General features: G+C 71.4%; 11 protein-coding genes and 1 pseudogene. 4 read left to right on the top strand and 8 right to left on the bottom strand.

Annotated elements, in window-relative coordinates; all coding sequences use genetic code 11:
- Positions 1-11 precede the first annotated feature (11 nt).
- The 6 genes and pseudogenes from AB0H37_RS10515 to nagA form a co-directional block, all read right to left on the bottom strand.
- Positions 12-284, bottom strand: coding sequence for an HPr family phosphocarrier protein (locus tag AB0H37_RS10515; RefSeq protein WP_329085816.1), 273 nt, complete (start codon positions 282-284; stop codon positions 12-14).
- A gap of 13 nt (positions 285-297) precedes the next feature.
- Complete coding sequence (locus AB0H37_RS10510) at positions 298-975, bottom strand: HAD family phosphatase (RefSeq protein WP_329085814.1); 678 nt, start codon at positions 973-975, stop codon at positions 298-300.
- Between the two features lie 4 nt (positions 976-979).
- Positions 980-1429, bottom strand: coding sequence for a PTS glucose transporter subunit IIA (locus tag AB0H37_RS10505; RefSeq protein WP_360612211.1), 450 nt, complete (start codon positions 1427-1429; stop codon positions 980-982).
- A gap of 36 nt (positions 1430-1465) precedes the next feature.
- Positions 1466-1702: pseudogene (locus tag AB0H37_RS10500) on the bottom strand (PTS glucose/sucrose transporter subunit IIB); the annotation flags it as partial.
- Positions 1703-1730: 28 nt separating this feature from the next.
- Positions 1731-2771: an SIS domain-containing protein gene (locus tag AB0H37_RS10495; RefSeq protein ID WP_360612210.1), complete on the bottom strand. Its 1041-nt coding sequence runs from the start codon at positions 2769-2771 to the stop codon at positions 1731-1733.
- Positions 2768-3928: an N-acetylglucosamine-6-phosphate deacetylase gene (nagA, locus tag AB0H37_RS10490; RefSeq protein ID WP_360612209.1), complete on the bottom strand. Its 1161-nt coding sequence runs from the start codon at positions 3926-3928 to the stop codon at positions 2768-2770. The genes AB0H37_RS10495 and nagA overlap by 4 nt, the downstream gene beginning before the upstream one ends.
- A 454-nt stretch (positions 3929-4382) precedes the next feature.
- Here nagA and AB0H37_RS10485 point away from each other — a divergent pair, with 454 nt between their 5' ends.
- From AB0H37_RS10485 to AB0H37_RS10475, 3 genes are all read left to right on the top strand, one after another.
- Positions 4383-5123: a GntR family transcriptional regulator gene (locus AB0H37_RS10485; RefSeq protein WP_360612208.1), complete on the top strand. Its 741-nt coding sequence runs from the start codon at positions 4383-4385 to the stop codon at positions 5121-5123.
- 23 nt (positions 5124-5146) lie between these two features.
- Positions 5147-6514, top strand: a complete 1368-nt coding sequence (locus tag AB0H37_RS10480; RefSeq protein WP_329085806.1) for a PTS transporter subunit EIIC — start codon at positions 5147-5149, stop codon at positions 6512-6514.
- Positions 6515-6776: 262 nt separating this feature from the next.
- Entirely contained in the window at positions 6777-7160 is a 384-nt protein-coding gene (locus AB0H37_RS10475) for an Rv3235 family protein (protein ID WP_329098554.1), read from the top strand.
- A gap of 110 nt (positions 7161-7270) precedes the next feature.
- Here the strand turns inward: AB0H37_RS10475 and secA are convergent, their stop codons facing one another.
- Positions 7271-10147: a preprotein translocase subunit SecA gene (gene secA / locus AB0H37_RS10470; protein WP_360612207.1), complete on the bottom strand. Its 2877-nt coding sequence runs from the start codon at positions 10145-10147 to the stop codon at positions 7271-7273.
- Positions 10148-10328: 181 nt separating this feature from the next.
- Here secA and AB0H37_RS10465 point away from each other — a divergent pair, with 181 nt between their 5' ends.
- Positions 10329-10667, top strand: coding sequence for an HGxxPAAW family protein (locus tag AB0H37_RS10465; protein WP_329085804.1), 339 nt, complete (start codon positions 10329-10331; stop codon positions 10665-10667).
- A 165-nt stretch (positions 10668-10832) separates the two neighbouring features.
- On the opposite strand, the gene AB0H37_RS10460 is transcribed toward AB0H37_RS10465, so the two are convergent.
- Positions 10833-12107 (bottom strand): crosslink repair DNA glycosylase YcaQ family protein, encoded by a 1275-nt coding sequence (locus AB0H37_RS10460; RefSeq protein WP_329085802.1) that lies wholly within the window; start codon positions 12105-12107, stop codon positions 10833-10835.
- Between the last annotated feature and the right edge of the window lie 205 nt (positions 12108-12312).

The raw sequence follows: 12312 nt of genomic DNA, 5'->3' as shown, positions 1-12312 counted from the left end.
CCTCGCCCACCTCACGCCCCCTCGGGCTCCGGGGTGGACAGCAGCGTCTCCAGGCTGTCGAGCAGCTCGTCGGCCCCCTCGCCCTCGGCGGACAGCACGATCTCCTCGCCGTGCCGCGCGTCCAGCCCGAGCACGGCGAGGATGCTCTTGGCGTTCACCGGGGCGCCGCCGCGCTTGGACACCGTCACGTCCATCGGGGCCTTGGCCGCGGTCTGGACGAACAGCGCGGCCGGCCGCGCGTGCAGCCCCACCCTGGACTCGATCTTGACGTTGCGCTCGCTCACCGCATACTCCCCATCAACTCGTTACCGTCCGGAGTACCCGCAGTGCGGGGCCCGGCACGACGTCCACTTCCATGAAATCGGCCACCACATGGTCGGCCTTGGCCAGCGCGCCCACCGGCTGCGTGGTGACGACGCCCACGCACGTCATCCCCGCGGCCTTGACGGCCGCGACGCCCGCCGGGGCGTCCTCGAACCCGACCGCCTCCTGCGGCGGGACGTCCAGGTCGCGCGCGGCGGCCAGATACCCCTCCGGGTGCGGCTTGCCGGTGACCACGTCCCCGGCGGTCACCACCAGGTCGAGCAGCCCGCGGATGCCCAGCATGTCCAGCAGGCGCTCGGCATAGGGCCGCTGCCCCGACGTCACCACCGCCAGCGGCACGCCCGCGTCCGCCAGCGACCGGACGAGGTCGACCGCGCCCGGGACGGGCGCCACGTCCGGCATCCCCGGCAGCGACTCGTAGGACACCGCCTGCTCGAACAGCTCCTCGACCGTCCGGCCGGGGAACAGGTGCACGTGGTCCGCCAGCGCCTCGATCCCGCGGCGCCCCGCGAACGAGGTGATCAGCGTCTCGTCGTAGGGGACGCGGTGGGCGTCGAACAGCCGCGACCACATCACGCGGTTGCGCGGCTCTGTGTCGATGAGGGTGCCGTCGAGATCGAAGACCGCCGCCCCGAGACCGATCATCGCCATGCGCTCAGCTCCATGTGAAAAGCTCGGTCCCCTTCGCCACCTCGCCCGACTCGCGCACATCCGACAGGGCGTCGGCGCCCGCGTCCAGCGCGACGACCGCGCAGGTCGGCGAGCGGCCGCCCGCCTCGATCACCGCCGGGTCCCAGCCGACGAGCGGCTGCCCCGCGGTGACCTCGTCGCCCTCGGCGGCCAGGAGCTCGAACCCCTGCCCCTTCAGCTTGACGGTGTCGATGCCGAGGTGGACCAGGACCCCGTGGCCCTCGGCGTCCACCACGACGTAGGCGTGCGGATGCAACTTGACGATCTTCCCGGTGACGGGCGCGATGGCGTGGCCGGGACCGCGCTCGGGGTCGACGGCCGTGCCCGGGCCGACCATGGCCTGGGCGAACACCGGGTCGGGGACGCCGGCGAGGCCGACGACCCGGCCGGCCACCGGGGACAGTACTCGGGTCATCAGAGGGGTTCCCTTGGTCGGTCGAGGAAGGTCCTGTCAGTCGAGGATGTCCTCGATGTCGCTGGCGATGGTGTCGGCCTCCGGGCCCACGACGACCTGCACGACGGTGCCGCTGCGCATGACGCCGTACGCGCCCGCCTTCTTCAGCGCCGCCTCGTCGACCTTTCCGGCGTCGGAGACCTCCGTGCGCAGCCGGGTCGCGCACGGCTCGATCTCCACGATGTTCTCGGCCCCGCCCAGGGCGGCGACGATGGCCTCGGCCTTGTCCATGCTCGTTCTCTCTTCTCGGGATCCGGGTCGCTCAGTCGGTCTGCGTGACCTTGTTGAGGCCGCGCGGGACGTCGGGGTCGATCCCGAGCCGGCGGGCCAGGTTCTCGACCATGATCTGGCCGGGGACGATGAGGCCCAGCGGCGCCACCCACTCGGGGAGGCCGGGACCGGGCAACGCGGCCGAGCACGCCTCCGCCAGCTCCGCGCCGCCGCCCACGCCGAACGCGCGGGCCCCCGCGCTGCGCACCCGGCGGGCCAGCGCGACGGTGCCGGGCAGCGTCGGGCCGGAGTCGGCGGCGACGAGCAGCGCGGGGGTCTGCGCGTCCACGACGGCGATGGGGCCGTGCAGCAGGTCGGCGTAGGACAGGCCCATGGCGTGCAGGTAGCACGCCTCCTTGATCTTCAGCGCCAGCTCCAGCGCGGTCCCGAACGCGATGCCGCGTCCGGAGACCACCGTACCCGGGACCTTCGCCAGTTCCTCGACGATCTCCGGCAGCGCGGGCGAGGCCTCGGTCAGCGCGATCATCCGGGCGACCTCGTCGGGGACGCGGCGCAGGTCGTCCGCGGCGACCTGCGCGCCGAGGCCGAGGCCGAGCACCGACAGCGCGGCGAGCTGGGTCGTGTAGGTCTTGGTGGCCGGCACGGCGATCTCGGCGCCCGCCTGCGTGACCAGCGCGACCTCGGCGGCCTCGGCGAGCGGCGACCCGGCGCCGTTGGTGACCGCGACCGTCCGTGCGCCGCAGTCGCGGGCCCAGTCGAGGGTCTCGACGATCTCCTCGGTCTTGCCGGACTGGCTGATCGCCACGGCCAGCACGCCGGACAGGTCCAGCCGGCGCCGGTAGGCGGTCGCGATGGACGGCGCGGCGAGCGTGGCCAGCCGCCCCGCGTGCGCCTCCACCAGGTAGCGCCCGTACACCGCGGCGTTGTCGGACGACCCGCGCGCGATGAACAGCACCTGCCGGGTCTCCCGCGCCAGCGCCCCGATGTCGGGTGTGCGCGGGAGGAGCGCGTCGATCGTCCGGCGCAGCGCGTCCGGCTGTTCACCGATCTCGGCGCGCATCTGACTGGTCATGATCCCCCTCCGAAGACTTCCTGCCCGTTGACCCACGTCGCAAGCGCCCGGTGGTCCGGCCCCAGCCAGACCAGGTCGGCCGCCGCGCCGGGGGCGATCCGGCCGAGATCGGGCCGGCCGACGAGGTCGGCCGGGATCCGGGTCGCGGCGTCGACCGCGTCGGCCGGGTCGACGCCGAGCGCGACGGCGTTGCCGACCGCCTCGTCCAGCCGGAGGCCGGATCCGGCGATGGTGCCGTCGGCGCGCAGCGGCGGGCCCTGCTCGGGCATGGTGATGGGCTCGCCGCCGAGGTCGTAGGTGCCGGGCGGCATCCCGGCGGCCGAGGCCGCGTCGGTGACGAGCACGACCCGTCCCGCCGCGGCCCGCAGTACCAGCGTCGCCACCTCGGGCCCGACGTGGTGCAGGTCGAGGATGAGGCCGGGACTCAGCCGCTCGTCGATGAGAGCCTGCACGGCCACGCCCGGGTCGCGGTGGTGGACGCCGGTCTGCGCGTTGAAGATGTGGGTGACCTTGCGGGCGCCGGCGTCGGCCGCGGCGGCGACCTGCGCGGCGGTGGCGTCGCTGTGCCCGACGCTGACCAGCACGCCGGCCGCGGTGAGGGCGCGGATCGCCTCCAGGGCGCCGTCCCGTTCGGGCGCGAGGGTGACGAGCTTGACCAGGCCCGTTTCCAGCAGGGTCGCGATGGCGCCGGGCGCGGGGTCGGTGAGGTGCGCGGCGTTGTGCGCGCCCTTGCGCTTCTCCGACAGGAACGGGCCTTCGAGGTGGACGCCGAGGACGCGGGCACCTGGCGGCAGGTCCGGCAGGAGGCCGCGGGTGCGGCGGAGCGCCTCGGCCTGCGTGCGCACCGGGGCCGTGATGAAGGTGGGCAGGAACGCGGTCACGCCGGTCTCGGGCAGGCGGGACACGACCGTGTGCCAGGCGGCCTCGTCGGCGTCCACCATGTCGTGGCCGAAGTATCCGTTCACCTGGAGGTCGACGAGTCCTGGCGCGAGGAGGCCGTCGGGCAGGTCGACGTCGGGCACGCCCTCCGGACGCCCTTCTCCGGCCTCGGTGATCACGCCGTCCACCACGCGGACGTGTCCCGGGGACACGACGCGGTGGGGGCCGGCCGCCGGGGTGAGGATCATGCGGTCGGCCGTGATCAGCAGTGATGCCATGGGGGCGCGCTCTCTGTGACGCGATGATCGCGGATGGGTTCCTCCGGATACCAACTGGTCTAGTCCGGACTAGACCAGTACGCACCATACTCCACGAATCGGAGGGAGATGAAGATGCGGGGCGAAACTTCGTCCGGCTCCGGACCGCCGCGGGAGTTCCGGCCGCCGAGGCGTGAGGAACGGGAGCCGGAAACGGTCAGGACGCTCGGGTGCAGAACCGGAGGCACCGTCCGACGCCCTGGCCTGACCTGCGACTTCGTCGATCTTGACTTCGCCGGCACGTGATCGGGCCGTTACGGATTCGTGCATTGACATGCCTTTCGGTGCTGTGGTCTAGTCCGGCCTAGACCAGTACCAGCCGAATCGAATACCGTCGAACAACCGACCAGCCCACCCATCCGTCGAAACCCGGCGAATCCCATCGATCCGGCCACCGGCCATCGAGGACACCCCCGTGACGACCATCGACCCGCACAGTCCGGTACCGAAGTACTTCCAGCTCCGCGCCATCCTGTTGGACCTCATCGAGAGCGCGGAACTGCCCGTCGACGCCCCGATCCCCTCGGAGCGCGAGCTGTGCGTCCGGTACCGGCTGTCCCGCATGACCGTCCGGCAGGGCGTCGACCAGCTGGTGTCCGAGGGGCGGCTCTACCGCGTCCCCGGCAAGGGCACCTTCGTCGCCCGGCCCAAGATCGAGATGCCGCTGCGGCTCGTCTCGTTCACCGAGGACATGCTGGCCCGGGGCCTGCGGCCCGGCGCCCTCGACCTGGACCGGCGCACGGTCCCGGCCGACGCGCGCCTCGCCCGCATCTTCGACGTCGAGCCGGGTACCCCGATCCACGTCATCGAGCGGCTGCGCACCGCCGACGGCGAGCCCATGGCACTCGAACGCGCGCATATCCTGGCCTCGCTCGCTCCTGACCTGCTCGATCGCAGGCTCGCCGACCGCTCCCTCTACGGCGTCCTGGAGGCGGTCTACGGGCTCGTCTTCGACGCGGGCGACCAGACCATCGACGCCAGCCTGGCCGACGCAGCCGACGCCAGGCACCTGCAGATCGCCCGGGGCAGTGCCGTGCTGCTCCTGCAACGGCGCTCCTACACCGGAGGAGTGTGCGCCGAGCTGGGCGTGTCGACCTACAGGGCTGACAGGTACCAGATCCACACGGCCCTCGGAAATCCCCCGCCGCACTCCTGAAACCCCTGAGGAGGAACCTCGCGATGACTGCGACAACAGTGGACTCCGCGCCGCGCCGAGGGTCGAGCGCCCTCGCGGTCCTGCAGCGGATCGGCCGCAGCCTGATGCTGCCGATCGCCGTGCTGCCCGCCGCCGCGCTGCTGCTCCGGTTCGGCCAGCCCGACATGCTCGGAGAGGACGGCCTCGGCTGGAACCGCGTCGCCGAGGTCGTCGGCGGCGCCGGCCAGGCCCTGTTCAGCTACCTGCCGCTGCTGTTCGCGGTCGGCGTGGCGATCGGGTTCGCCCGCAAGTCCGACGGCTCCACCGCGCTCGCCGCCGTGGTCGGGTACCTGGTGTTCGACCAGGTCTCCAAGATCATGTTCTCGCACAGCGACGAGCTCAAGGGCAACGTGCTGATCACCAAGGTGGTGGACGGGGCGCCCAAGGAGGTCATCGACTTCGGGGCCAAGAACCCCACCGACGTCCTCGGCGGCATCCTCATCGGCGTCGTCGCCGCACTGCTCTACCAGCGCTTCTACCGGGTGAAGCTGCCCACCTACCTGGCGTTCTTCGGCGGCCGGCGGTTCGTTCCGATCATCACGGCGCTCGCCGCCCTGGTGCTCGGCGTCCTGATCGGCTTCATCTGGCCGGTGTTCGGCAGCTGGCTGACCGACTTCGGCAACTGGATCACCGGCGCGGGCGCGGCCGGCGCCGGCATCTACGGCGTCATCAACCGCCTGCTGCTGCCGTTCGGCCTGCACCACATCCCGAACTCGCTGATCTGGTTCGTGTTCGGCTCCTACAACGGCCCGGACGGCACCGTGCACGGCGAGATCAACCGGTACCTGGCCGGCGACCCGCACGCGGGCGGCTTCCTCGCCGGGTTCTTCCCCGTCCTGATGTTCGGCCTGCCCGGCGCGGCCCTCGCCATCTGGCGCGCCGCTCCCCCGCACCGCCGTCCCGCGGTCGGCGGCATCATGATCTCCGCCGCGCTCACCGCGTTCGTCACCGGCGTCACCGAGCCCATCGAGTTCGCGTTCATGTTCGTCGCGCCCGTCCTGTACGGGGTGCACGTCGTCCTCACCGGGATCTCGATGGCGGTCCTGGAGGCGGCCGGCGCCCAGCTCGGCTTCGGCTTCTCCGCGGGCGGCATCGACCTGCTGCTGAACGCCTCGAAGGACAACACCAAGGGGCTGTGGCTCATCCTCGGGATGGGGGTCCTGTACTTCTTCCTGTACTACTTCATCTTCAAGTTCCTGATCACGAAGTTCAACTTCGCGACCCCGGGCCGCGAACCCGAGGACGAGGAGTCGACGGCCGTCGACGCGGGCGCCGACCCCGAGCTCGCCGGCGGCGCGAAGAAGAAGAACCGCAAGGGCACCGCCGAGCCGCAGGACTCTCCGGCCGGCTGAGCCCTCCCCTGAGTCCCGGGCCCCCGCACCCCGGGACTCGCTCCCGAAGGCGGCGGGACGCACTTCGCGTCCCGCCGCCTTTCCCATTCCCGTTACGGGAGCGGCCGTATGCGGTCAGGACGTATTTTCCACAAGCTTCGTGACTCCTGTTTCAAAAAGCGATTCAGGAGGTTTCATGGTGCGTCCGGTCAGAAGCGGGGCAGTTCGGTTCGTTCGGTACCGCCCGGCCCCCGCCGTTCACGGAACGCTGGCGTTGCGGCCCGTGGCGGGGCCCGCGCCCGGAGGGCCGGGGCTGCGGCTCGTCCGTCCGGCGGACGGGGAGGACGCGGAGGTCCAGGCCGTCGCGGAGGCGTCCGTCCGGCTCGCCGTGGAGGTCCTGGCGGGGACGCGGCCGGCGCACCAGCTGGCGCTCGTGGCGGTCCCGGCGGTGTGCCGGGAGATCGCCGCCCAGCTCGGCCCGAGGGCGCGCGGCGGGCGGGTCGTCCCGCCGAAGGTGCTGTCGACCCGATCGCAGCGGCCGGCGCCCGACGTCGCCGAGGCGGTCGCCCTGGTGGTCGTGGCGGGACGCGTCCACGCGCTGGCCCTGCGGCTGGAGCACGCGCGGGGGCGGTGGCGCTGCACGGCGCTGGAGACGACCGCGCCCTGACATGCGCCGACGGGCCCCGACATGGTGAAGACGGCCCCTGACATGCGGAAGCGGCCTCCCGAGGCTTCGGGAGGCCGCTTCCGCGCGTCCTGCTCGTGCTTACGGGCGCCCTACTTGGCCTTGCTGCGCGGGTCGCCGTGGCAGCGCTTGAACTTCTTGCCGGAACCGCAGGGGCACGGGTCGTTGCGGTTGACGCCCGCGTACTCGTCCGTGGTCTCCTCGCTGTGGCGCTCGACGCCGCCCTCGCCGTCGACGGTCGGGGCCGAGTACTCCAGCTTCTTCGGACGATTCGGCTCGTCGAGGCCCTTCGCCTTGATCGCGACGGCCTCCTCGGCCTCCTCGGGCTCCTCGACCTCCTCGTCGTCGGTCTTGTCCATGTCCACCGTGGGGGCGGACTTGGCGACCGACACCGGTTCGGCGCCCACGACCGGGGCGTCCGGCTGCTCCTCCACCTCGACCTCGAGGTTGTAGAGGTAGCCGACCGACTCCTCCTTGATGCCGTCGAGCATCGCGTTGAACATGTCGTAGCCCTCGCGCTGGTACTCCACCAGCGGGTCGCGCTGCGCCATGGCCCGCAGGCCGATGCCCTCCTGGAGGTAGTCCATCTCGTAGAGGTGCTCGCGCCACTTGCGGTCCAGCACCGACAGCACGACGCGGCGCTCCAGCTCGCGCATGACCTCCGCGCCGAGCTCCTCCTCGCGCTTGTCGTAGGACGCCAGGGCGTCCTCGCGGATCTTCTCGGCGAGGGTCTCGGCGTCCAGGCCGGAGATGTCGCCGCCGACGTCCTCGACCAGCTCGTCCACCGTGATCGAGATCGGGTAGAGCTGCTTGAACGCCTTCCACAGCTTGTCGAGGTCCCACTCTTCGGCGAAGCCCTCGCCGGTGGCGCCCGCGACGTAGCCGGCGACGACCTCGTCGATCATCCGGCGGACCTGGTCGTGCAGGTCCTCGCCCTCCAGCACCTTGCGGCGCTCGGCGTAGATGACCTTGCGCTGCCGGTTCAGCACCTCGTCGTACTTCAAGACGTTCTTGCGCATCTCGAAGTTCTGCTGCTCGACCTGGCTCTGAGCCGACTTGATCGCGTTGCTGACGATCTTGGACTCGATCGGCACGTCGTCCGGGATGTTCAGCCGGGTCATGATCGCTTCGACGCGGGCCGAGTTGAACAGCCGCATCAGGTCGTCCTCGAGCGAGAGATAGAACCGGGACTCGCCCGGGTCGCCCTGCCGGCCGGAGCGTCCGCGCAGCTGGTTGTCGATGCGCCGCGACTCGTGCCGCTCGGTCGCCAGGACGTACAGGCCGCCGACGTCGACGACCTCCTCGTGCTCGCCCTTGACGTCCTCCTTGGCCTTCTCCAGCGCCTCGGGCCAGGCCGCCTCGTACTCCTCGGGCGTCTCCAGCGGCGACAGCCCGCGCTGGTGCAGCGCCAGGTCGGCGCGGAAGTCGGGGTTGCCGCCGAGCATGATGTCGGTGCCGCGTCCCGCCATGTTCGTCGCGACGGTGACGCCGCCCTTGCGGCCCGCCTCCGCGACGATCGTCGACTCCTGCTCGTGGTGCTTGGCGTTCAGCACCGCGTGCGGGATGCCGCGCCGCTTGAGCATCTTGCTCAGCCGCTCGGACTTCTCGACCGAGGTCGTGCCGACCAGGACCGGCTGCCCCTTCTCGTGCCGCTCGGCGATGTCGTCCACCACGGCCTCGAACTTGGCCTGCTCGGTCTTGTAGACGACGTCCGCGACGTCCTGGCGGATCATCGGCTTGTTCGTCGGGATCGGCACCACGCCGATCTTGTAGGTCTTGTTGAACTCCGCCGCCTCGGTGTCGGCGGTTCCGGTCATGCCGGAGAGCTTGTTGTAGAGGCGGAAGAAGTTCTGCAGGGTGATCGTGGCGAGCGTCTGGTTCTCGTCCTTGATCGCCACGCCCTCCTTGGCCTCGATGGCCTGGTGCATGCCCTCGTTGTAGCGGCGGCCGTGGAGGATGCGGCCGGTGAACTCGTCCACGATCAGGACCTCGCCGTTCATGACGACGTAGTCCTTGTCGCGCTTGTAGAGCTCCTTGGCCTTCAGGGCGTTGTTGAGGAAGCTCACCAGCGGCGTGTTCACCGAGTCGTAGAGGTTGTCGATGCCGAGCCAGTCCTCGACCTTCTCCACGCCGGACTCGGTGACGCCGACCGTGCGCTTCTTCTCGTTCACCTCGTAGTCGCCGGGTCCGTACTCGTCGACCTGCCCGGCGGTGCTGATCAGCTCGGCGCGCTTCAGCCGCGGGACGATCTTGGCGAACTCCGAGTACCACTTGGAGTTCTGCTCGGCCGGACCGGAGATGATCAGCGGGGTGCGGGCCTCGTCGATGAGGATCGAGTCGACCTCGTCCACGATCGCGTAGTTGTGGCCGCGCTGGACGCACTCCTCCAGGCTCCACGCCATGTTGTCGCGCAGGTAGTCGAAGCCGAACTCGTTGTTCGTCCCGTAGGTGATGTCGGCGTTGTAGGCCGCCCGGCGCTCGTCCGGGGTCATCTGCGGGAGGATGACGCCGACCTCGAGGCCGAGGAACTGGTGGATGCGGCCCATCCACTCGGCGTCGCGCTTGGCCAGGTAGTCGTTCACCGTGACCACGTGGACGCCGTCGCCCGCGAGGGCGTTGAGGTAGGCGGGGAGCACGCAGGTCAGGGTCTTGCCCTCACCCGTCTTCATCTCGGCGATGTTGCCGAGGTGCAGCGCCGCGCCGCCCATCACCTGGACGTCGTAGTGCCGCTGGCCGAGCACGCGCTTGGCGGCTTCGCGTGCGGTCGCGAACGCCTCGGGCAGCAGCTCGTCCAGCGACTCGCCGTCGGCGAGTCGCTCCCGGTACTTGTCGGTCAGCTCGCGCAACTCGGCGTCGCTCATCTCGAGGAAGTCCTCCTCGATCGAGTTGACCTGATCCGCGAGCTTCTTGAGCTTGCGCAGAGTTTTTCCCTCGCCCGCACGAAGGATCTTGTCGATGACTGGCGGCACTCTCGAAGGCTCCTTGCAGATCGTGGGTCACCGCTCCAGGCGGCGCGCACACCACACGTACGATGCCCATCGTAGGCGAGACCCAGAATGGTCTAGGTCACTCCGGAGCGCAATCCACAGAGCGCCCCGTTTGACTGCCGGGGCCCCGGAGAAGATGTCTCACACCTCAGGAGGGAGTGCTATGTCGGAAGAGTCGCACGGTTCGCACGCCGGCCGGCCGAGTTCGTGGATCGCCGTCACCGTCATCTTCGCCGGTTTCGTGGTAGGCGGCGTCGGGCTCTGCCTGGGCCCCTTGTGGGTCATGTTCTGGGTCGGCGCCGGCATCGTCGTCCTCGGCATGCTGGTCAGCTGGGTCGTCCACCTGTTCTCCGACGTCGTCGTGGACGCGCCCCGCGTCATCCCCGAGATCGTCGACTACTCCCTGTTCGGATCCCAGTCCGACAAGCGGCGCGGCGGCGACGCCGGCGAGGTCCTGGACACCCCCGTGGCCACCGACACCCAGCAGTCCCCCCACGGCTGACCTCCCCGCCCGAAGCCCCGACGGCCGCCCCTCGGCCCCCGGCCGCTCCTCGCCCGCTGCGGGAGCCCGCCGGCCCCGGCGGGCGGCTCCTTGGGTTTCCGGCGCCCCCGCCCGCGCCGTGTTGCCCCCTGAGCAGGGCTGGAGCACCCTATGGGCTTGCGGGGATCAGGAGGGAGACGCGGAAGTCAGGGCGGCTTTGACGAGGACGGCGGGCAAGGTGGTGCGCTCTATACGGACGTCGTCGCAGCCGACCCACGCCGCGGCGCGCCACAGGGCGGTGGCGAGGGCGGTCGCCGACGTCTCCGTACGGGCGGCGGTGCGGGTCGCCCACGGTTCCATGGACACCTGGCGGGCGATGAGCGTGCGCCCCTCCCGCGCGGGGTCGACGCGTCCGATGATGCGCCCGCCGGCCAGGAGCGGCATCGCGAAGTACCCGTGGACGCGCTTGGCCTTCGGGACGTACGCCTCCAGACGGTGGTCGAAGCCGAACACGCGCGAGGCGCGGGCGCGGTCCCAGACGAGGGAGTCGAAGGGCGAGAGCAGCGCGGTGGCGTGCCTGCCCTTGGGCGGTGAGGCCAGCGCGCCGGGGTCGGCCCAGGCGCGCCGGTTCCAACCGGCGACCTCGACGGGGACGAGCCCTGCCGCCTCGACCACGCGGTCGACCTGGTCCTGCTTGATCCGGTAGTAGTCGGCGAGGTCGCCGCGGGTGGCCACGCCGAGGGCCCGCCCGGCGCGGGCGACGAGGGCGGTCAGGCAGGCGTCGTCGTCGAGGTCTTGCGCGAGGAGATCGGCGGGGACGGCGCGTTCGGCGAGGTCGTAGACGCGGCGCCAGCCGACCCGCTCGACGCAGACGACCTCGCCGATGTCCAGCAGCCACTCGATGCCGATCTTGTGGTCGCTCCAGTCCCACCAGTCGGCGCTGGCCTTGGCGCCGCCGAGCTCCTTGGTGGTGAGGGGTCCGTCGGCGCCGAGCCGGGCGCGGATCTCGTCGCAGACGCCTTCGGGCACCTTGTGCCAGCGCCATCCGCGGCGCAGGTAGGCGCGGCGCCGGAACGCGAACAGCGGCCAGTCGGCCATGGGCAGGATGGACGCGGCGTGGGCCCAGTACTCGAACGTCCCGCCGGTGGGCGAGCCGTTGGCGCCCGCCCCGTCGACGGCCGGGCCGTCGGCGGCCGGTCCGGGCTTCGCGGAGCGGCGTGTCGCGGGCCTGACGGCCTGGCGCCCGCCCCAGTAGGCGGCCTCGATCTTGTCGCGCCCGACCGGGCCGAGGCGGGCGTAGGGCACCAGCTCGTGGGACCGGGCCAGAACCGAGATCGTGTCGAGCTGGACGGCGCCGAGCCGCTCCAGCATCGCCGGCACGCCCCCCTGTGGACGCGCCCCCAGGAAGCCCTGGGCGCGCAGCTGGAGCCGCCGTGCCTCGTCCGCGCTGAGTTCCACCACGCCGGCGATGCTACGACACAACACCGACAAACCCGGATTGCCGGTCGCCCCACCCCCCGGGCTACCCGGCCTCCCAGGCGGTCTCACAAGCCAGGCCGGGTCCCTCTACCCGCCGCACGACCGTAGCGGGACGCACGGCAGGCGCCGGCGTGCCCCGCAGAGGGCTTTCCCGGCCTCCTTGGGCGGAGGCACGGGCGGGTGGTCG

It is taken from the genome of Actinomadura sp. NPDC023710, assembly GCF_040639875.1.
GTDB lineage: Bacteria > Actinomycetota > Actinomycetes > Streptosporangiales > Streptosporangiaceae > Spirillospora > Spirillospora citrea.
The sequence above is the reverse complement of the archived record's forward strand: the minus strand, read 5'-3'. Positions and strand labels throughout refer to the sequence as shown.